This window comes from Amycolatopsis sp. NPDC031561, from assembly GCF_055580625.1.
Map to the genome: position 1 here is coordinate 1 of NZ_JBVILA010000045.1, position 22,704 is coordinate 22,704.

A 22,704-nucleotide genomic window follows, 5' to 3' on the forward strand; every position below is an offset into this window, starting at 1 on the left:
ATGCGGGGGTAAGCAGGGGAGGATGGGGAAGGAGCAAGGGGGGGGGCGGTTTCCGGAAGCCCCCTTTGGAAACGGGGACCTTCCAAAGGGGGGCCTCAAGGACACCGCCAGAGCGGGTTTTGAATCCTTTATAGACAGTCGAGAAGGCCGCAGGGTGGCGACTTCGCGACACCCGCAGCCGGTAGTGCGGTGGGGCCAGGGGCTGAAGGACGCTTTCCCCGCATCTCACGTGGGGAAAGCGCCCTTCACCGCGTCCGATGTGGGGAAAGGCCCCTTCAGCTCTGGCCGGACGAGGACATCGCCCGGCTGATCAGGTCACCCACGTCCAGGTCGTCGACGGCGTCGGCCGACACCGCGGGCGTGTCCGAAGGCAACTCGTCGGCCAGTTGCACCAACGCCTCCAGCACGCCCAGCTCACGGAGCCGGTCGAGCGACGCTCCCGCCAGGGCCCGCCGCAGACGCGCCTCGTCCGGCACCGCGATTTCGGGGAACAGCAGGGTGCCGAGGTGGGCCGCGAGCGCCGCCGGGGTCGGGTGGTCGAACACCACCGTCGCCCCCAGCGGACGGCCTGCCGCGGCCGCGAGGCGGTTGCGCAGCTCGACCGACGTCAGCGAGTCGAAACCGAGGTCGGTGAACGCGTGCTCCGGATCCACCTCGCCCGCCGTGGCGAAGCCGAGTACCTGAGCGGTCTGCGTCCGGACCAGGTCTTCCAGCGCGTCCGGCGTCAGCGGACCGGCCTCGGCGACCGGGGAGGCCGTCCGCCGCACGGGGAGCCGGACGAGTCCGGTGAGCAACGCGGGCAGCACTCCCGCCCGGGCCTGGTCGCGCAGCCCGGCCAGGTCGAGTTTGACGGGGACGGCCACCGGACCGGGAGCGAGATCGAACAGGACCGCGCCCTCCTCCGGGGTCAGCGCGCCGAAGCCGTCGCGTCGCATCCTGTCGATCAGCGCCTCGTCGAGGACGCCGCCCATCCCCTCAGCGGCCCACATCCCGTAGGCGAGCGACCGCGCGGGCAGGCCGTCGGCGTGCCGTCGCTCGGCCAGCGCGTCCAGGTAGGCGTTGGCCGCCGCGTAGTTGCCCTGCCCCGGCCCGCCGAGCACGCCGGACACCGACGAGACGAGCACGAACTCGGTCAGCGGCCGGTCGAGGGTCAGTTCGTGCAGGTGACGGGCACCGTCGGCCTTCGGGCCGAGCACGCGGTCCAGGCGTTCGGGGGTCAGCGCGGTGACGACGCCGTCGTCGAGGACGCCGGCCGCGTGCACGATCCCCGACAGGCCGGGGATGCCGTCGAGCAGGGCGGCCACGGCGTCACGATCGGCGACGTCACACGCTTCGACGCGCACCTCGGCGCCCAGTTCGCCCAGCCGGTCGGCCAGCTCTTGGGCGCCGGGGGCGGCGAGGCCGCGACGGCTGGTGAGGACCAGGCGTTCGACGCCGTTCTCGGTGACGAGCCGTTCGGCCAGTTTGGCCCCGACGCCGCCGGTGCCGCCGGTGATCAGCACCGTGCCCGAGGACTCCCAGTCCGGTTTGGGTCCGGGCTCGGCCCGGACCAGACGCGGTACCTCGGCCCGGCCGTCCCGCACCCGGACCCGGGGTTCCCCGGCAGCCAGCGCAATGTCCACATCGGACACTTCGCCGTCGAGGATGACGAACCTGCCAGGATTCTCCGCCTGCGCGGACCGCACGAGACCGGCGGCGGCCGCGTCGTCGAGCCCGGGTCCGGTGACCACGACCAGACGTGAGCCGGAGAACCGGGGTTCGGCGAGGAAGCTTTGCAGGGCGGCGAGGACGGCGTGGATTCCCTCCGGGGGAACCGGCAGGACGACCACCGGCGGAACCGGCTCGGTCACCTCGTCCCACCGTGCCCACGGCACCGGCGTGGTCACCGAAGACTCGGCCGCGATGTGCTCGACGCGGAACAGCGACCGGTCTTCCCCCGCCCGCAGTTGCTCACCGGTGACCGCGCGGACGACCAGCGAGCCGACCGACAGCACCGGCGCTCCGGCGAGATCGGTCAGGTCGACGGCGACCTCACCGGGCCCGACGAACCGCAGCCGCGCACGGACCGTGGTGGCGCCGGTCGCGTACAGGCTGACGTCGCTCCAACTGAACGGCAGCGCGCCCGACTCCTCTCCCTCACCGAGGAACATCCCGTGCAGAGCGGCGTCGAACAGCGCGGGGTGGATACCGAAGCGGGCCGCGTCCTCCTGCGCCTCTTCCGGCAGCGAGATCTCGGCGTAGCGGTCCTCACCGTGCCGCCAGGCCGCCCGCAAGCCCTGGAACAGCGGGCCGTAGGCGAACCCGCGGTCGGCGAGGTCGTCGTAGAAGGAACCGAGGTCGATCGGCTCGAGACCGTCCGGCCACGTGAATCCCTTGGCGGGCGGTTCCGCCTCCGCCAGCAGGCCGAGCGCGTTGAGTTCCCAGTCCTCGCCGGGGATCCGCGAGTGCACGGTCACCGCCGCCGCACCGCTGACCGCGACCTGCAGTTCGATCGGCCCGCTCTCGGGGATCACCACGGGCGCGTGCAGGGTCAGTTCGACCAGGCGCGGCCGCCCGGCCTCGTCACCCGCCCGGACGGCGAGCTCGGCGAGCGCCGCCCCCGGCAGCAGGACGGTGTCGTGCACGGTGTGCCCGGCGAGCCAGGGGTGGGTCGCGAGCGAGAGCCGTCCGGTGAGGACGGTGCCGTCGCCCTCCGCGAGCGAGAGCCCGGCGGCGAGCAGCGGATGCCCCGGCGAGTCCAGCCCGGCCGAGGTGAGGTCCGCGACAGGCGCGGGTTCGAGCCAGAAATGCTTGCGCTGGAAGGGATAGGTCGGCAGGTCGAGCGCACGCGCGCCGGGCAGGACGCCGTCCCAGTCGACGCGGGCACCCTGGACGTGCAGCGTGGCGAGTGCGGTCATCGCCGTGACGGTCTCGTCTCGGCCCTTGCGGAGCAACGGAATCCCGTCGGTGAGCGCCGAGAGCACCGCGTCGGGACCGACTTCGAGGAACTTCGTGACCCCGTCGGCGCGGAGCGTCTCGACAGCCTCGGCGAAGCGGACGGTCTCGCGTACGTGTGCCACCCAGTACGCCGGGTCGGTCACGGGCGACACGAACGGGATACGCGGCTCCGAGAACGTCAGCTCCCGCACCACTTCGGCGAAGTCGTCCAGCATCGGTTCCATCAGCACCGAATGGAACGCGTGCGAAACGTCCAGGCGCTTGGTCTTCCGACCGCTGAACCGGGCCGCGACCGCGAGCGTCGGCTCCTCCGCACCCGAAAGCACCAGGGACGTCGGACCGTTCACCGCGGCCAGCGAAACACCGTCCGGCAGCTCCCCGATCTCGTCCTCGGCCGCCTGCACGGCCACCATCACGCCGCCCTCGGGCAAAGCCTGCATCAACCGGCCGCGCGCCGTGACGAGCTTCGCCGCGTCCTCCAACGAGAACACCCCGGCGACATGAGCCGCCGCGATCTCACCGATCGAATGCCCCGCCAGGTAGTCGGGCCGCACACCCCAGGACTCCACCAGGCGGAACAACGCCACTTCCAGCGCGAAGATCGCGGGCTGCGCGAACTCCGTCCGCGAGAGGTCGCCGAACTCCGGCAGCAAAGCGCACACCTCGTCGTAGGCCGCCGCGAACACCGGGAACGCCCGGTACAGCTCGGTTCCCATGCCGGGACGCTGCGAACCCTGACCGGTGAATAGGAACGCGAGCTTGCCCTGCTTGACCTTTCCGGTGATCCCGCCACCTTCGGCGACGGCTTCGAGCCCGGCCCGGAGGGTGCCCGCGTCCGCCCCGACGACCGCGGCCCGGCGTTCGTGCGCGGTCCGCGTCGTGGCCAGGGAGAACGCGACGTCACGCGGGTCCGCCGAGTCCACTATGGACAACAGCGCGCGAGCCCGGTCGGCCAAGGCCTGGTCGGTCTTCGCCGACAGCACCCACGGGACGACGCCGTGCGAGGCGGGCTCGGCGGGCTTCTCGGCCGGAACCTGCTCCAGGACGACGTGCGCGTTGGTCCCGCTGATCCCGAAGGACGACACCCCGGCGCGCCGGGGCCTGCCGGTTCCGGGCCACTCGCGCGGCTCGGTGAGCAGTTCCACCGCCCCGGCGTCCCAGTCGACCTCGGCCGACAACTCCGCGGCGTGCAGGCTGCGCGGCAGCACACCCCGACGCATCGCCTCGACCATCTTGATGATCCCGGCGACCCCGGCCGCGGCCTGTGTGTGACCGAGGTTCGACTTGACCGAACCGAACCACAACGGCTCGTCCCGTTCGGCGCCGTAGGTCGCGATGAGCGCCTGTGCCTCGATGGGGTCGCCCAGCCTCGTACCGGTGCCGTGCGCTTCGACCGCGTCGATGTCCGAAGTGGACAGACCGGCGTCGGCGAGCGCCGCACGGATCACGCGCTGCTGCGAAGGACCGTTCGGCGCGGTGAGACCGTTGGACGCGCCGTCCTGGTTGACCGCCGAACCGCGGACCACGGCCAGTACCGGATGCCCGTTGCGGCGGGCGTCCGAAAGCCGCTCCAGCACGAGCACTCCGGCGCCTTCCGACCAGCCCGTGCCGTCGGCGGCGTCGGAGAAGGACTTGCAGCGGCCGTCCGGGGAAAGCCCGCGCTGGCGGGAGAAGTCGAGGAACGTCTCCGGCGTCGCCATCACGGTGACCCCACCGGCGAGCGCCATGTCGCACTCTCCCGACCGCAGCGACCGGGCGGCCAGATGCAGGGCGACCAGCGACGACGAACACGCCGTGTCGACCGACACCGCCGGGCCCTCCAGCCCCAGGGTGTAGGCGATCCGCCCGGACAGCACGCTGGCCGAGGTGCCCGTCCCGAGAAACCCGGCGACGCTGTCGGGGACGCTGGCCAGTTTCGCGGCGTAGTCGTAGTACATGATCCCGGCGAACACGCCGGTGGCGCTGCCCTTCAGCGAGGCCGGGTCGAGCCGGGCGCGTTCGAAGGCTTCCCAGCTGATCTCGAGCAGCAGACGCTGCTGCGGGTCCATCGCGAGGGCTTCGCGGGGCGCGATCCCGAAGAACTCGGGGTCGAACTCGCCCGCGTCGTGCAGGAACCCGCCGTGCCGCGTGTAGGTCTTGCCGGGCAGGCCGGGTTCGGGGTCGTAGATACCGTCGACGTCCCAGCCGCGGCGGCCGGGGAACGGCGAGATCGCGTCGGTCCCCGCGTCCACGAGGTCCCAGAGGTCCTCGGGTGACCGGACGCCGCCGGGATAGCGGCAGCTCATCGCGACGATCGCGATCGGCTCGTCGACCGCGCCGCGGCGGGTCACCACCGGACGGGCCGGTTCCGGGGCGCCGAGCAGTTCGGTGCCGAGGAACGCGGCCACCGCGGCCGGGCTCGGGTGGTCGAAGACGAGGGTCGCGGGCAGCCGCAGACCGGTCTCGGAGGTGAGCTCGTTGCGCAGTTCGACGGCGGTCAGGGAGTCGAAACCCAGTTCGGTGAACGGTCGCGACGCCTCCACGGTGTCCGCGCCCGCCCTGCCGAGAACGGCCGCGACACGGGCCCGCACCAGGTCCACCAGCAAGGTTTCGCGGTCGCCAACGGGCAGTCCGGCGAGCCGTCCGGCCAGACCGGTGTCGGCGCGGCGGGCGGCTTCGCGACGAGTGCGGACGCGGACCAGCCCGCGCAGCAGGGGCGGCACCCCGGCGTTCCGCACGGTCGCGAGGTCGAGCCGTACCGGGATGAGGACGGCGCCGCCTTCGGCCACCGCGGCGTCGAACAGGGCGAGGCCCTCTTCCGGTTCGAGGGCGCCGAAGCCGTCCCGGCCGATCCGGTCCCGGTCGGTGCCGCTCAGCGCGGCACCCATGCCGTCCCGCCACAGGCCCCAGGCCAGCGATTGGGCGGGCTTCCCGTCGGCGCGACGCTGCCTCGCGAGCGCGTCCAGTGCGGCGTTCGCGGCCGAGTAGGCCGCCTGCCCCGGCGAGCCGAACACCCCGGCGATCGACGAGAACAGCACGAAGAAATCGAGGTCGCCGGCGAGTTCGTCGAGGACGTGCGCGGCGGTCGCCTTCGCCCGGAACACCGCGGCGACCCGTTCGGGGGTGAGCGAGGTGAGGACGCCGTCGTCGAGGACACCCGCCGCGTGGACGATCCCGGTGACCGGCGGTTCGGCCCGGTCCAGCAGGTCGCGCACCTGATCGCGATCGGCGACGTCGCAGGCCTCGATCCGGGCCCCGAGTTCCTCGGCGAGTTCCTTCGCCCCGGGCGCGGCCTCACCGCGGCGGCTGACCAGCAGCAGATGCCGGACGCCGTGCTCGGCGACCAGATGCCGGGCGAGACGGGCGCCGAGCCCACCGGTGCCGCCGGTGATCAGGACGGTGCCGGAGGTGTCCAGTGTGGACTCACCGGTCCCGGCCCTGGCGAGACGGGGCGCGAACAGGCTTCCGTTTTCAGCGTGGACTTCGGGTTCGCCGGTGGCGAGCGCGGCGTCGAGGTCCGCGTGGGTACCGCGGACGAGGACGATCCGTCCCGGATGTTCGGCCTGCGCAGTCCGGACCAGGCCTTCGACAGCGCCTTCGTTCCCGGTGAGTACCACGAGCGGGCCGGGCTCGTCCGTGGCCAGGAAGTCTTGCAGTGCAAGGAGAGTGGCGTCGAGAGAGTCGGCTTCCAGGATCCCGGCGGGCGTGACGTCCGAGGAACCGGCGGGAAGCGGAACCTCTTCGAGGCGGTAGAGGCCGTCCGTCACCGAACTGGCGGCCGTCACGGCGCGGACGCTCAGCCCGCCGATCGTAGCGACCGGTGCGCCGGTGCCGTCGGCGAGGTCGAACTCGAAAGAGCCGTCGGCGCCCGGCCGCGCATGCACACGCAGTTCGGTAGCGCCCCGCGCGTGCAGCACGACGTCGCGCCAGGCGAACGGCACCGCTCCCTGGTCCTCACCGAGGACCGCGGTGGCTTGGAGCGCGGCGTCCAGCAGCGCCGGATGCAGGCCGAACTTCGCCGCCTGATCGGGATCCGGCAGGGCGACCTCGGCGAAGACCTCGCCGCCGCGACGCCAGACCTTGCGCAGGCCGCGGAACATCGGCCCGTAGGCCAGCCCGGCCGCGGCGAGCCGGTCGTAGGCGTCATCGAGGTCCACGGCTTCGACGTCCTGCGGCGGCCAAGCCAGGTCCACTGTGGACACCGGAGGCGTGCCGAGGAAGCCGGTGGCGTGGGTCGTCCACGGATGCTCCGGCAACCGCGAGTGGATCGACACCGGGCGGCGGCCGTGCTCGTCGGCGGCACCCGCGACGACCTGGACCTCCGGCGTGGCACCGGGTTCGAGGACGAGCGGTTCCTGCAGGATCAGCTCTTCCACGCCCGCACAGCTCGCTTCGTCACCCGCGCGGACGGCGAGTTCGGCGAACGCGGTGCCGGGCACGAGCACGCGGCCCGCGACGACGTGATCGGCCAGCCACGGATGCCGGTCGAGCGAAAGCCGCCCGGTGAGCAGGACACCGTCGTCGGTGGCCACGGACACCACCGCGCCGAGGAGCGGATGGTCTGCGGCGGCGAGCCCGGCCGCCGTGACGTCGGCGTCGCTTTCCTGGCCGAGCCAGAAGTACTCGTGCTGGAAGGCGTAGGTCGGCAGTTCGGTGAACCGACCGCTGCCACCGAGGTAGGCGGACCAGTCGACGGCGACACCGCGCGTGTGCAGGGCGCCGAGCGCGGTCACCAGCTGCCGGGGTTCGTCGTGGCCACGGCGCAGTGCGGGAACTCCGCCGTCGACGAGTGCGCTGAGCACCGCGTCCGGCCCGAGTTCGAGGAACTTCGTGACCCCGGTGGCCGTCAAGCGCCGGACCGCGTCGGAGAACCGCACGGTCTCGCGGACATGGGCGACCCAGTAGGCCGGGTCGGTCACGGGCGACATCATCGCGATACGCGGCTCCGAGAACGTCAGTTCCCGCACCACCTCAGCGAAGTCGTCCAACATCGGTTCCATCAGCACCGAGTGGAACGCGTGCGACACCTCCAGCCGCTTGGTCTTGCGGTCCGTGAACCGGGCGGCGAAGGCCAGCGTCGGTTCCTCGGCGCCGGACAGCACCACCGAGGACGGACCGTTCACCGCAGCCAGCGAAACACCTTCGGGCAGCTCTCCGAGTTCCTCCTCGGACGCCTGCACAGCGACCATCACGCCGCCCTCAGGCAACGCCTGCATCAACCGGCCGCGCGCGACGACGAGTTTCGCCGCGTCCTCCAGCGACAGCACTCCCGCCACGTGGGCGGCGGCGATCTCGCCGATCGAATGCCCCGCCAGGTAGTCGGGCCGCACCCCCCACGACTCCACCAGCCGGAACAACGCCACTTCCAGCGCGAAGATCGCGGGCTGCGCGAACTCCGTCCGGCCCAGGTCCCCGAGTTCCGGCAACAGCACACGTACTTCGTCGTACGCGGCCGCGAACACCGGGAATGCTTGGTACAGCTCGGTTCCCATGCCGAGGCGCTGCGAACCCTGACCGGTGAACAGGAAAGCAAGCCCGCCCTCGGTGACCCGGGTGGCGGCAACGTCGGACAGACCCGCCGAGAGGGTTTCCCAGTCCGTACCCGTGACAACGGCTCGATACGGCAGCGCCGCCCGGGTGGCCAGGGTATGGGCCACGTCGATCGGCTTCGCGGTTCCGGCGACCGACAGCAGGCGAGACGCCTGAGCGGCCAGCGCCGGTTCGGTGGCCGCGGACAGCAGGAGCGGGACGACCGCGGGCGCGTCCGGCGCTGCGTCGGTTTCCGTCGCGGGGGCCTGCTCCAGCACGACGTGCGCGTTGGTGCCGCTGATGCCGAACGACGACACCGCCGCCGAACGAGGGCGGCCGGTCTCGGGCCACGGAGTGCTTTCGGTCAGCAGCGAGACCGGTCCGGCGGACCAATCGACCTCGCGGCTGGGCGTGCCGACGTTCAGGGTGGGCGGCAGGGCACCGTGCCGCATCGCCTCGACCATCTTGATGATCCCGGCGACCCCGGCCGCCGCCTGCGCGTGGCCGAAGTTCGACTTGACCGAGCCCAGGAACAGCGGGCGATCGCGGTCGCGGCCGTAGGTGGCCATCAGCGCCTCGGCCTCGATCGGGTCGCCCAGCCTGGTTCCGGTGCCGTGCGCCTCGATGGCATCGATGTCCGAAGTGGACAGTCGCGCGTCGGCGAGCGCGGCGCGGATCACGCGTTGCTGGGACGGGCCGTTCGGCGCGGTGAGCCCGTTGGACGCGCCGTCGGAGTTCACCGCGGAACCCCGCACCACGGCGAGGATCCGGTGACCGTTGCGCTGGGCGTCGGACAGTTTCTCCAGTACGAGCATCCCGACGCCTTCGGCCCAGGCGGTGCCGTCGGCGTCGTCGGAGAACGACTTGCAGCGCCCGTCCGGGGCCAGGCCGCGCTGGCGCGCGAAGTCGACGAAGATCCCCGGCGAGGCCATCAGGTTCACGCCGCCGGCCAGCGCCAGGGTGCACTCCCCCGCGCGCAGGCCGCGCACCGCGGCGTGCACCGCGACCAGGGACGACGAGCACGCCGTGTCGATCGACACCGCCGGGCCCTCCAGGCCCAGCTGGTAGGCGATCCGTCCGGAGTGGACACTGCAGGTGGTGCCGGTGAGCAGGTAACCGTCCACCGTGTCACCCGGATTGTGCAGGCGTGGCCCGTATTCCTGCGCGGAAACACCGACGTAGACACCGGTGGGGCTGCCGCGCAGCGCGGCCGGGTCGAGGCCGGACCGTTCGACGGCCTCCCAGCCGACCTCCAGCAGCAACCGCTGCTGGGGTTCCATCGCCAGCGCCTCACGCGGCGAGATCCCGAAGAACTCGGCGTCGAACCCGGCGGCGCCGGGCAGGAAACCGCCGGTGCGCACGTAGGTGGTGCCGCGGTGGTCGGGGTCGTCGTCGAACAGGCCGGAGGTGTCCCAGCCGCGGTCGGCCGGGAACTCGCCGATGCCTTCGCGGCCCGAATCGACCAGATCCCACAGCGCGGCGGGCGTGTCGGCCCCGCCGGGGAACCGGCAGGCCATGCCGACGATCGCGACGGGCTCGTGCCGTCCGTCCTCGGCGTCGCGCAGCCGTTCCCGGGTCCGGTGCAGATCCCCGGTCACTCGCTTGAGCAGGTCGAGAAGCTTCTCTTGGTCCGCCATCACACCCTCGCTGGTCAGAAGATCTCGTCGGTGAGGAAGTCGAAGACCTTGTCGACAGCGGCGTCGAAGAGCAGGTCGTCGAACTCGTCGTCCTTGTCTCCGGCCGCGTAGGCCAGCAGCAGCTTCTTCAGCGGCTTGGCGACCTTCTTCCGGTCTTCGGTGTCCAGATCGCTCAGGCGCTCGCTCAGCCGTTCGATGTCGGCGAGCACCTTGGCGACGGCTTTCTTGTCCGCCATCAGGAAATCCCCAGTTCGGTGGCCAGGAAGTCGACGACTTCGTCCGCGGTCGCGTCCTCCAGGCGCCCGCCGACGTCCGTCCCCGGCGTGATGCCGTCGAGCAGGGCCCGCAGCCGCCCGGCGACCGCCGTGCGGCCGTCGTCGTCGACCCCGCTCAGGCGCGTCTCGAGCGCGTCGAGTTCGGCGAGCACCGCGTCGGCCGCGCTGAGCGACGGCGGGGCCAGTTCGGTCAGCAGGTGCCCGGCGAGCGTGGCGACGGTCGGATGGTCGAACACCGCGGTCGCCGACAGGCGCAGCCCGGTGACGGTGTTGATCCGGTTGCGCAGTTCCACCGACGTCAGCGAGTCGAACCCGAGGTCCTTGAACGCGCGCGCCGGATCGATCATGCCGCCCGCCTCGTGACCGAGGACGGCGGCGGCGTTGTGCCGTACCAAATCGATCAGCAGGGCCGAACGTTCTTCGTCCGGCAAGGTCGTGAGCCGCTCGCCGAGGCCGTCACCACCCGCCGTCGCGGGTCCCGCGGCGCGCCGGGTCGCGACCTTCGCGAGGCCGCGCAGCACCGGCGCGACCTCGGTGGTCCTGGCGTGGGCGCGCAGCGCGGCCCGGTCCAGTTCGATCGGCAGGACGGCGGTGAACCCGCCGTCGAGGGCGGCGTCGAACAGGGCGAGCCCGGACTCCGCGGTCAGCGGCGGCAGTCCTTCGCGGGCCATGCGGTCGACGTCGTTCTCGGCCAGCCCGCTGCCCATTCCCTCGCGCCACAGGCCCCACGCGAGCGAGACGGCGGGCAATCCCCGCGCGCGGCGCTGGGCGGCCAGCGCGTCCAGGAACGTGTTCGCGGCCGCGTAGGAAGCCTGCCCCGCGGAACCGACGATCCCGGACACCGAGGAGTAGAGCGCGAACAGCGCGAGGTCGTGGCCGCGGGTCAGCTCGTGCAGATGCCAGGCCGCGTCCACCTTGGGGCGCAACACTTTCGCGAGCCTTTCGGGGGTCAGCCCGGTGAGCACGCCGTCGTCGAGGACGCCCGCGGTGTGCACGACGCCGGTCAGCTCGACGCCGTCCAGCAGCGCGGCGAGCGCGTCCCGGTCCGCGACGTCGCAGGCGGCGACCCGGACTTCGGCGCCCAGCCCGGTCAGCTCGGCGGCGAGTTCGCCCGCGCCCGGCGCGTCCGGGCCGCGGCGGCTGGTGAGCAGCAGTTTGCGGACTCCGTGCGTGGTCACGAGATGCCGCGCGACGAGCGCCCCGAGTCCGCCGGTGCCCCCGGTGACGAGCACCGGCCGGTCCGGGTCCAGCGCCCGCGGCACGATCAGCGCGACCTTGCCGATGTGCCGGGCCTGGCTGACGAACCGGAACGCGTCCGGCGCGTGCCGGACGTCCCAGGTCCGCACCGGCAGCGGGGTGAGCGCGCCCTTCTCGAACAGCGCGAGCAGCTCGGCCCAGATCTCGGCGGTGCGCGCCCGGCCCGCTTCGATCAGGTCGAAGGCCCGGTAGGCGACGTTTTCGGGCGCGCGAACGTCGGTCTTGCCCATTTCGAGGAACCGGCCGCCGGACGCGGTCACGCCGAGGGAGGCGTCGACGAACTCGCCCGCGAGGGAGTTGAGCACGACGTCGACACCGCGTCCGCCGGTGGCCGTCAGGAAACCGGCGGCGAAGTCGAGGGTCCGCGAGGACGCGATGTGGTCGTCGGGCAGCCCGGCGGCGCGCAGGACGTGCTGCTTGCCCTCGCTCGCGGTGCCGAACACCTCCGCCCCCAGATGACGCGCGAGCTGGGTCGCGGCCATCCCGACCCCGCCCGCCGCGGAGTGGATCAGGATCGACTCACCCGCCTTGAGCCCGGCGAGGTCGACCAGCGCGTAGTAGGCGGTCAGGAAGACCAGCGGCACGGTCGCGGCCTGCTCGTCGGTCCAGCCGTCCGGGATCCGGGTCAGGAACGGGCGCTCGCCGACGGCGACCGGGCCGATCCCGCCGTGCACCATGCCCATCACGCGGTCGCCCGGCGCCAGATCGGTCACCGCGGTTCCGGTGGCCAGGACGGTCCCGGCGACCTCGCAGCCCAGCGGCCCGGCCTCGCCCGGGTACATGCCCAGGACGTTCAGGACGTCGCGGAAGTTCAGCCCGGCCGCCCGGACGGCGATGCGCACGTCGCCGGGTTCGAGATCGGGCTCGTCGATCGTGGTGAGGGCGAGGTTCTCGACGGTGCCCTCGCCGGATTTGTCGAGCCGCCAAGGCCCGGCGGGCGGTAGCAGAACCCCCGCGCCCGCCTCGGCGATCCGCGGGACGAGCGGGACACCGTCGCGCACCGCGACCTGCGGTTCCCCGGTCGCCACGGCCATCGGCACGTCTTCGGGCGCGGCGTCGACGAGGACGAACCGGCCCTGGTGTTCCGCCTGGGCACTGCGCACCAGGCCCCAGATCGAGGCCGCCGCCGGATCCGCGGCGTCGGGTCCCGCCGCATGTCGCGTGTGGACGACCAAAGTGGACTCTTCCCGCGTCACCCAGTCCTGGAGCACTTCCAGCACACGGGTGCCGAGCTCGTGCGCCGAGGTGACCGGGTCACCTTCGGACAGCAGTGATAGCACGGCGGGTTTGCCGGGGACGACCTCCGGATACGTCGTGCACGCCACCGGTTCCGCGGCCGCGGCCGGCGTCCAGTCCATGGTGAACAGCCCGGCGGGGAGTTCCCGGCCACGCTCGGACGGACGGCGGACGGTCAGCGAGCCGACGCTGAGCACCTCGGCGCCCGACGGATCGACGGCGGCCAGCGACACAGTGTCCGCCGCGTGGAACGTGATCCGCAGCCGCAGCGCTGTCGCACCGCTCGCCCGCAGGCGGACGTCCGACCAGGAGAAGGGCAGTCCACCGGCGGATTCCGCCGACTCGCGGAAGAACATCGCGTGCAGACCGGCGTCCAGCAGGGCCGGGTGGATGCCGAAGCCGCCGTCCTCGACGTCGGCGGGAAGCGCGACTTCGGCGTGGACGTCGTCGCCGTTTACCCACACCGCTCGCAGGCCGCGGAACACGCCTTCGTAGGCGAATCCGGGCAGGTCGTCGTAAAAGCCTTCCAGGGAAAGGGGTTCTCCAGGCGGCGCCCACGCGAGAGCTGTCGGCGCGGCGCCGGTGTCAGGGACAAGCGTGCCGTTCGCGTGGCTGGTCCACTCTTCGCCGTGCTCCGGTCGCGAGTGGACGGTGACCGCGCGGCGCCCGTCGTCGTCCGCGGCGGCCACCACCACCTGTACTTCGACCGGGGCCACGAGGGCGAGCGGCGCGCCCAGGGTCAGCTCCTCCACGCATCCGCAGCCGGTCTCGGCTCCGGCGTGCAGGGCCAGTTCGAGGAAGCCTGTGCCGGGGAACAGGACGTCGTCGCCGACCCGGTGCCCGCTCAGCCACGGCTGCTCGGCCACCGAGAGCCGGGCGGTGAAAACGGTGTCACCGCCGGGGACCGGGACCACCGCCCCGAGAAGCGGGTGTCCGGCGTCGCGCAGGCCGAGCCCGCGCGCGTCCTTCGCCGGGCCAGGGGTGAGCCAGTAGCGCGATCGCTGGAACGGGTAGGTCGGCAGAGCGATCCGGCGCCCACCCGGGGCGAGCGCCGCGAAGTCGACGTCGACCCCGCGTACGTGGGCGGTGCCCAGGGCGGTCAGGATTTCGGGCACCTCGGGCCGGTCGCGGCGGAGCAGGGGCCGGGCGACGCCGTCGTCGACCAGCGCCGAGAGAACGCCGTCCGGGCCCAGTTCCAGGTACGTGCCGCAGCCGTTGTCCCGCAGCACGCGCAGCGCGTCGGCGAAGCGGACGGTGGCCTCGACGTGGCGGATCCAGTACTCGGCCGTGTCGTGCCCGCCGATCTCGCCGGTGACCGTCGAGACGATCGGCAGGTTCGCGGGGTGGTACTCGGCGAGCCGCGCGATCCGGGCGAAGTCGTCGAGCATGTCCCGCATCAACGGCGAGTGGAAGGCATGACTGACGTTGAGCCATTTGACCTTGCCGTCGAACCCGGCGATCGCCGCTTCCAGCGTGGCACGCGCGCCGGACAGCACGACGGCTTCCCCGCCGTTGACCGCGGCGATCCCGGCGCTGTCCCCGTATCCGGCCAGCAGCGTGCGGGCCGTTTCTTCGGAGGCACGGAGGGAGACCATCGCGCCGCCCTCGGGCAGCGCGCGCATGAGCCTCCCGCGGGCGGTCACCAGCATCGCCGCGTCGGACAGCGACAGGACGCCCGCGACGTGCGCTGCCGCGAACTCGCCGACCGAATGCCCGCACAGGGCGGCCGGGACGACGCCCCAGGACTCCAGCAGCCGGAACAAGGCGACCTCGACGGCGAACAGCGCGGGCTGCGCGTAGTCGGTGCGGTCCAGCAGCGCCGGGTCCGCCCCGCCGAACACCACGTCCCGCAACGGCGGATCGAGCTGCAGGTCCACGTGGGCACAGACCTCGTCGAATGCCTCGGCGTAGACGTCATAGGTGTCGTAGAGTCCCCGGCCCATCGCGATCCGCTGGGCGCCCTGTCCGGTGAACAGGTACGCGAGTTCGGCGGGCTCCTGGAGCGGGCCACCGCGCAGGACTCGCTCGTCGAAAGCGGTCAGGGCCTCGGTCAGGCCGTCGGCGTCCGGTGCCAGGACGAAGGCGCGTTCGGCCAGCGTCGCCCGGGTCTTGGCGAGCGAGAAGGCCAAGTCCGCCGGGTTCGCTTCGACGGCGGCGAGCTGGGCCGCGCGGGCACGCAACGCGTCCGGATCGGCGGCCGAGAACGTGACCGCGATCGGCGACGGCACGTCGGGTGCGGGCGCTTCGGACGTGGCGGGCGCCGGTTCTTCGAGGATCAGATGGGCGTTGGTGCCGGAGATGCCGAACGACGAGACGGCGGCCCGGCGCGGTTCCTCACCGCGGGGCCATTCCACCGGCTCGGCCAGCAGCGAGACCGCGCCTGCGGACCAGTCGACCGCCGGTGTCGGGTCGGCGCCGTGCAGGGTGCGGGGCAGCCGGTCGTGCCGCAGCGCCATGATCATCTTGATCACCCCGGCCGCTCCGGCGGCCGCCTGCGCGTGCCCGATGTTGGCCTTCACCGAGCCCAGCCACAGCGGGGTTTCCCGGTCCTTGCCGTAGGTCGAAAGCAGTGCTTGCGCCTCGATCGGGTCGCCGAGGGTGGTCCCCGTGCCGTGCGCCTCGACGGCGTCCACAGTGGACGCGGCGATCCCGGCGTCGGCCAGCGCGGCGCGGATCACCCGTTGCTGGGACGGGCCGTTGGGCGCGGTGAGCCCGTTCGACGCGCCGTCGGAGTTGACCGCGCTGCCGCGGATCACCGCGAGCACCGGATGCCCGTGGCGTTCGGCGTCGGAAAGCCTTTCCAGGACGAACATCCCGGCGCCTTCGGCCCACGCCGTACCGTCCGCCGCCGCCGAGAACGGCTTGCAGCGCCCGTCCGGCGCCAGGCCGCGCTGATGCGAGAAGGCCACGAAAGGACCGGGCGTACCGAGCACGGCCACCCCGCCGGCGAGCGCGAGCGTGCATTCACCGCTCCGCAGTGCGCGGACCGCGAGATGGAGGGCGACCAGCGAACCGGAACACGCGGTGTCGACGGTCAGTGCGGGCCCTTGCAGGCCGAGGGTGTACGCGATCCGGCCGGAGACGACGCTCGGCGCGCTGCCGGTGAGCAGGAGCCCGTCGAGACCTTCGGGCGCGTCCGCCAGGCGGGTGCCGTACTCCTGCGGCTCGGCGCCGACGAACACCCCGGTGCGGCTGCCGGTCAGGGTCCCGGCGTCGATCCCGGCGCGTTCCAGCGCCTCCCACGCCGTCTCCAGCACGAGGCGTTGCTGCGGGTCCATCGCCAGCGCCTCGCGCGGCGAGATGCCGAAGAACCCCGCGTCGAATTCGGCCGCGCCGGGCAGGAAACCGCCGTGGCGCACGTAGGTCTTGCCCGGGGTGCCCGGCCGGGGGTCGTACAGGCCGTCGACGTCCCAGCCGCGGTCGCGGGGGAATTCCGTGACGACGTCCCTTCCTTCGTCCACAAGGGACCAGAGGGCGGCGGGCGAGTCCGCCCCACCGGGGAAGCGGCAGCCGATGCCGACGATCACGATGGGTTCGCCGGTGGCCGTGCCGCCGTCCGCGGCGTCCTCGGCCTCGGCACCGAAGAGGCACTCGTCGAGGAAGTCCGCCAGCGCCTCCGGTCCCGGATGGTCGTAGGCGAGGGTCACCGGCAGTTCGAGCCCGGTCTCGGCGCTCAGCCACGCGTGCAGCTTCACCGCCAGCAGTGAATCGAACCCCAGGTCGGCGAAGGTGCGGCCGGCCGGGAGCGGCCCGTCCAGCACCGCCGACGTCGCCCGGCGCACCAGGCCCAGCAGCGTGCGGCGCCGCTCGGCGCGCGGCCTGCTCTCCAGCCGTCGCAGGGAATCCAGCTCGGTCATGCGCGCACTCGCCACCTCGGGTCGCCTGGCACAGGGAAGTCGTGCTCCAGCTATCCACAGCGGGCCGGGCGAGCGGGACGGAACTGTTCCACCGCCGGGTAACCGCCCGCCCCTCCGCCGGGTTTCCGTGCCGTGGGCAAGCGGTGGAAAAGGTATCCGTCGCTCCGGAACGGAATCGTTAACGTGGCTCTCGGCGAACCGGATTCAGTGCCCCGATTTCAGCGCCCCCGATTTCAGCGCACAGACCCGTGGCCGCACGAGAACGCCGGCGTCCGCCGTGCCGGCCGGGTCGTCCGCGCGACGCCAGAACTAGTGCCGGAGGTAACGCCGATGACCATGTCTCCCGTCGAAGAACGCATCCTGCCCCGCCCGAGGGCCGAGGCGGCTCCGCCGACGAGCATGCTGTGTCCCGATTTCCCGTTCGCCTACGACGACTGGATCCGCCATCCCGCCGGCCTCGGCCGGGTACCGCGCCAGGCGCACGGCACCGAGGTCGCGGTGATCGGCGGTGGGCTGTCCGGGATGGTGGCCGCCTACGAGCTGATGAAGCTCGGCTTGAAGCCGGTGATCTACGAGGCCGAGCAGCTCGGCGGCCGGATGCGCTCGGTGAGCCTGCCCGGCTACCCCGACGCCGTCGCCGAACTGGGCGCGATGCGCTTCCCGCCGTCCGCGGGCGCGCTCTTCCACTACATCGACAAGGTCGGGCTGGAGACGACGCCGTTCCCGAACCCGCTCTCCCCCGCGTCGCCGAGCACGGTGATCAACCTGCACGGCGAGAACCACTGGGCCCGCACGTCCGCCGACCTGCCCGCGGTCTACCGCGAGGTCAACGACGCCTGGACGAAGACGCTGCAAGAACAGGCAGACCTGTCGCTGATGGAGGACGCCATCCGGCGCCGTGACATCTCGACCATCAAGGCGCTGTGGAACCACCTGGTCACCAAGTTCGACAACGTGTCGTTCTACGGATTCCTGACCTCCTCCCCGCTGTTCTCCTCCTTCGAACACCGCGAGATCTTCGGCCAGGTCGGCTTCGGCTGCGGCGGCTGGGACACCGATTTCCCCAACTCCGCGCTCGAGATCCTGCGCGTGATCTGCACCGACACCAGCGACGAGCACCACCGGATCATCGGCGGCTGCCAGCAGTTGCCGCTCGGGCTGTGGACCGACGAGCCCGCCGATCTCGAATACTGGCCGTCCGGCACGTCGCTGGCGAGCCTGCACGGCGGTGAGCCGCGCCCGGCGGTGGTGCGGATCGACCGGACCGGCCGCGGGTTCACCATCGAGGACGCCGACCGCGACGTGCGCACCTATCCGGCGGCGATCTTCGCCGCGCAGAACTGGAATCTGCTCTCGGGGATGAAGAGCGACGACGCCCTGCTGCCGCAGCCGGTCTGGACCGCGCTGGAGCGTACGCACTACATGGGCGCGTCCAAACTGTTCGTCATCACCGACCGGCCGTTCTGGCTCGACCAGGATCCGGCGACCGGCCGGGACGTGATGAGCACGACGCTCACCGACCGCATCCCGCGCGGGGTCTACCTGATCGACAACGGCCCCGACGAGCCCGGCACGATGCTGCTTTCCTACACGTGGAACGACGACTCGCTGAAGGTCGCTTCGCTGACCCCGGACGAGCGGCTCGACGTGATGCTCGCCGCGCTGGCCAAGATCTACCCCGGCGTCGACATCCGCTCCCACATGATCGGCCCGCCGATCGCGATCACCTGGGAGACCCAGCCGCATTTCAAGGGCGCCTTCAAATCCTGCCTTCCCGGCAGCTACCGCTACCAGCGGCGGCTGTTCACCCAGTTCATGCAGCGCGACGCCGCCGACCACCACCGCGGCTTCTTCCTGGCCGGCGACGACGTCGCGTGGATCGCCGGTTTCTCCGAGAGCGCGGTCACCACCGCGTTGAACGCCGTGTGGGGCGTCGTCGAGCACCTGGGCGGCGGCACCCATCCGGACAACCCCGGTCCCGGCGACGTGTTCGACGAGATCGCCCCGGTGAGCCTGGATTGACAGCGGAAAGGACTTCCCCATGTTCGCGAAGATCTACTCCCCCGACGCGGTCACCGGCGGCGCCGCCTTCGAGCAGCAGGCCCTGCGGGTCGCCGAAGTGCTGCGCGACCGCGGTGTCGGCTCCGGCGACCGTGTCCTGCTCAAGGCCGACAACACGGTGGCCTACCTGACGATCCTCGTCGCGCTGATGCACGCCGGCGCGTCCGTGGTGCTCGTCGACCACATGGAGCACGCCGACCGCACCGCCGAGACGATCGCCGGTTCCGGTGTCGTGCTGGCGGTCGTCGACGACGACGCGCCGATGCCCGCCGACGCGCCCACGGCGTACACCTACGAGATCATGGTGGCCGCCGCCGACCGGACCCCGACCGATGTCCAGTTGCGGTTCGACGTCTGGGAGAAGCTGCCCGACAGTCTCGTGATGTGGTCTTCCGGCTCGACCGGCGTCCCCAAGGGCGTCGCGAAGAACGGCGCACGGTTCCTGAAGAACCTGGAACGCAACGCCGACCTGGTCGGCCACGTCGCCGACGACGTCCTCCTGCCGTTGCTGCCGTTCAACCACCAGTACGGCCTTTCGATGGTGATGATCGCGTGGCTTCGGGACTGCTCGCTGGTGATCGCGCCCTACCGCCGTCCCGACCGGGCGCTGCGCCTGGCGGGGATGGCCGGCGCGACGGTCGTCGACGCGACGCCGTCCACCTACCGCAGCCTGTTCAACATCATCGGCAAACGTCCGTCGCTCAAAGCGGAATTCTCCCGCGTGCGCATGCTGTGCAGTGGCGCCGCCCCGCTCGAACCCGGGGTCGTGGAGCAGTCCGACGAGCTCTTCGGCATGCCGCTGCTCGACAGCTACGGCAGCACCGAAATGGGCAACGTCGCCTTCGCCAACATCGGGAACCCCCGTGGCTGCGGGCAAATCGTCGAAGGACTGACCCTGGAGGTGCGCGCCGACGACGGCACCGTGCTGCCCAGCGGCGAGATCGGCGAACTGTTCGTCCTCGACCCGGATCTCATGGAGGGCTACCTCGACGGCACCGGGCAGGTGCTCCCCGTCGACCGCGGCTGGTACGCCACCGGCGACCTCGGCCGGCTCGACGCGGACGGGAACCTGTTCGTCGTCGGGCGCAAACGGGCCGTGCACCGCAACGGGCACACCCTGCACCCCGAGGTGATCGAGCACCGGCTGGCCGAAGACGGCTGTTCCGCGAAGATCGTCGCGCTGCCCGACCAGCGGCGCGGGTCGAGCCTGGTCTTCGTCGTCGAGGACGACGCACAACGGGACTCGCGTTACTGGCGCGACCGGATCTGCGGCGTGCTGCCCCCGGCCGAGCAGCCGAACCGTGTCCTCGTCACCGATCAGTTCCCGTTGAACCGCAACGGGAAACCGGACCGGAAGCGGCTCGAGCAGTTCGCCGCGGCCGAACAACTCTGATCCGATCACGAAACTGGGTGTGCACAGTGGACATTTCCACGGATGCCGTCCTCTTCCCCGGCATGGGTCCCGCCCGTGCTTCGGAACTGGGCAGGTTCCTCGTCATCGACCCTCTGGCCCGGCGCCTGCTCGGCGCGGCGGAGCACGCGCTCGGCCGCTCCTTGCTGGATCCGCTGGCCAGAACGGGCGAAGAGTACAGCGAGCACACCCAGATCGCGTTCGTGCTCGCGTCGCTGGCGCTCGCCGAACGGGTGGAGCGGGAGCACGGGCTGGCACCGGTCGCGGTCGGCGGCGCCAGCTTCGGCGAACGCGCCGCCGTGGTCCGCGCGGGCGCCCTTCCGCTCGGGGATCTCGTCCGGCTCGTCGACGCCGTCGCACGCCGGGAACGGGAGTATTTCGAGACGGCGCACCAGGATCTCGTCAGCCAGTTCATCGTGCGGACGCCGGATACGGCACTCGGCGAGATCCTCGACGGGATCGGCCACGAACTCTCCGGCCGGTTCGACGACGAAGTCCACCTGGTGACCCTGCGCGAGTCCGATTTGGACGAATTCGTCCGCCGGGTGCGGGCCGCGGGCGGATACGCGCTCACCACCATGCGTCCCGCCGCTCACGCGCGGACGCTCGGCGGGCTGCGCGACAGGCTCTCGGAGGAGGTCTTCGGCGAGTTCGAGTTTTCCGCCCCGGACCTCCCGATCGTGTCCGATCAGGACGGAGAGCCGATCCGGACCGGTGGCGAGGCGGCGTCGCTCCTGCTGGAGTCGACGGTCAACGCGGTACGGCTGCCCAGGCTGGTCCACCGGTTCACCCAACTCGGCGTCGGCCGGGTCCTCGTCGCCGGTCCGGACCACCTGCTGCACCGGCTGCCCGGGCTGACGTCGGCGTTCACCCTCCTGCGCGCCGACCTCCGGAGCACGCTGAAACCGAAACCCCGGCCCCGCCTTCCCGAGGCGGTGGCCGCATGAGTTCCAAGGCCCGCGACATCGCGACGATCATGGTGTCCTGCCTGGCGCAGCTGATGGTCGCGATCGACATGACCGTGCTGCACCTGGCCGTCCCGGCGCTCACCACGCAACTCGGCGCCTCGGCCGAGGAACTGCTGTGGATCGCGGACGTGTACGGCTTCGCCATGGGCGGTCTGCTGGTGACCATGGGCAATCTCGGCGACCGGTTCGGCAGGCGGCGGGTGCTCGTGGTCGGGGTGGCCGCGTTCGCGCTGGGCTCGCTGGTGGCCGCCTACGCCCCGAGCGCGGAAATGCTCATCACGGCCCGCGCGCTGCTGGGAGTGGCGGGCGCGGCCGTGCTGCCCTCGACGACTTCGTTGCTGCGCGCGGTTTTCACCACCCAGCGGGCACGGACCGCCGCGGTGGGCGTCACCGCCGGGGTGTCGGCCGCGGGCTTCGCGATCGGCCCGATCGTCGGCGGGGTGCTGCTGGAACACTTCTGGTGGGGTTCGGTGTTCATGGTCAACATCCCGGTGGCGCTGCTGATCCTCGCCGCCGCCCGGGTCGTGCCGGAATCCCGCTCCAGCGGCCGGTTGCGGCTCGATCTGCCCAGCGTGCTGCTGTCCATCGTCGGACTGGTGGCCGTGGTGTACGCGCTGAAGGGCGCGTTCTACGTCGGCCTGTGGTACCCGGAGGTGCTCGGCGCTTTCGCGGTCGGAGGCGCGGCGCTGTGGTGGTTCGCCCGCCGCCAGCGACGGCTCGAACAACCGCTGATCGACCTGGACCTGTTCCGGCGCCGCGGGTTCTCGGCCTCCGTCGGTTCGAATCTGGTGTCGGTGTTCACGATGTCGGCCTTCGCCTTGATCTCCAGCCAGTACTTCCAGCTCGTCCTGGGCTGGAGCCCGCTGCGCTCCGGGCTGGCGTTCGTCCCGGGCGCGATCGCGGCGCTCGTCGCGGGCGGTGTCCTGGCGGCCAAGGCGGTGCGCCGGTTCGGCCGGGCGCCGACGGTGTCGGGCGGGCTGGCGCTGGCGTCGATCGGCTTCGGGCTGTTCGGTGCGGTGAACACGGAATCGACGTACGTGCTGGTGCTGGCCGCGCAGGTGGCGTTCGGCGCGGGCGCGGGGCTCACGCTGACCGTCACCGGCGACACCATCCTCGGCACGGTCCCCCGCGATCGCGCGGGCGCGGCGTCGGCGATCTCCGCCACCGCCTACGAACTCGGCGGCTCACTCGGCATCGCGGTGGTCGGCAGCGTGCTGTCCGCCGTCTACCACGCCGAGCTGACCCTGCCCGCCGGCGTACCGCCCGAGCTGGCCGCCCAGGTGCGGGAGTCGTTCAGTGCCACGGCGGCGGTCGCGACCGGCCTGCCGGAACCGGTGGCGACGGCGGTCCGCACGGCCGCGGAGGAGTCGTTCGTCGGCGGCATCCGCACCAGCATGCTGGGCAGCGCGGCGGTGATGGTGGTCCTCGCGGTGGTGGCGCTCCGGAGCCTGCGCGGCGTCCCCAAGGTGATCGAGACCGACGTGCCCCACCCGCAACCCGACCCCGTCCCCGACGCCCCCACCACCCGCATTTAGTCCTCTAGTTGCGGTAGTTACG

At 72.0% G+C, this 22,704-nt stretch carries 7 protein-coding genes; 4 read left to right on the forward strand and 3 right to left on the reverse strand.

The genetic code is table 11. The features are described 5' to 3' along the window. Nucleotides 1-275: 275 nt before the first annotated feature. The 3 genes from ACZ5IK_RS43665 to ACZ5IK_RS43675 are packed head-to-tail and all read right to left on the reverse strand — an operon-like array spanning nucleotide 276 to nucleotide 16,707. Complete coding sequence (locus ACZ5IK_RS43665) at nucleotides 276-10,082, reverse strand: SDR family NAD(P)-dependent oxidoreductase (protein ID WP_465493104.1); 9,807 nt, start codon at nucleotides 10,080-10,082, stop codon at nucleotides 276-278. A gap of 14 nt (nucleotides 10,083-10,096) precedes the next feature. After that, entirely contained in the window at nucleotides 10,097-10,318 is a 222-nt protein-coding gene (locus tag ACZ5IK_RS43670; RefSeq protein WP_101606869.1) for a hypothetical protein, read from the reverse strand. After that, on the reverse strand, nucleotides 10,318-16,707 hold the full coding sequence (locus ACZ5IK_RS43675; protein WP_465493105.1) for an SDR family NAD(P)-dependent oxidoreductase: 6,390 nt from the start codon (nucleotides 16,705-16,707) through the stop codon (nucleotides 10,318-10,320). The genes ACZ5IK_RS43670 and ACZ5IK_RS43675 overlap by 1 nt, the downstream gene beginning before the upstream one ends. Before the next feature lie 330 nt (nucleotides 16,708-17,037). Here ACZ5IK_RS43675 and ACZ5IK_RS43680 point away from each other — a divergent pair, with 330 nt between their 5' ends. The 4 genes from ACZ5IK_RS43680 to ACZ5IK_RS43695 are packed head-to-tail and all read left to right on the forward strand — an operon-like array spanning nucleotide 17,038 to nucleotide 22,682. Beyond that, complete coding sequence (locus ACZ5IK_RS43680) at nucleotides 17,038-18,729, forward strand: flavin monoamine oxidase family protein (protein ID WP_465493106.1); 1,692 nt, start codon at nucleotides 17,038-17,040, stop codon at nucleotides 18,727-18,729. A gap of 19 nt (nucleotides 18,730-18,748) precedes the next feature. Further along, nucleotides 18,749-20,161 (forward strand): class I adenylate-forming enzyme family protein, encoded by a 1,413-nt coding sequence (locus ACZ5IK_RS43685; RefSeq protein WP_465493107.1) that lies wholly within the window; start codon nucleotides 18,749-18,751, stop codon nucleotides 20,159-20,161. A gap of 26 nt (nucleotides 20,162-20,187) precedes the next feature. After that, nucleotides 20,188-21,126 carry an ACP S-malonyltransferase gene (locus tag ACZ5IK_RS43690; RefSeq protein ID WP_465493108.1) on the forward strand — a complete coding sequence of 313 codons (939 nt, stop codon included), beginning with the start codon at nucleotides 20,188-20,190 and terminating at the stop codon, nucleotides 21,124-21,126. After that, a complete protein-coding gene (locus tag ACZ5IK_RS43695; protein WP_465493109.1) occupies nucleotides 21,123-22,682 on the forward strand; it encodes an MFS transporter in 1,560 nt (519 codons plus the stop codon). The genes ACZ5IK_RS43690 and ACZ5IK_RS43695 overlap by 4 nt, the downstream gene beginning before the upstream one ends. Nucleotides 22,683-22,704 lie beyond the last annotated feature (22 nt).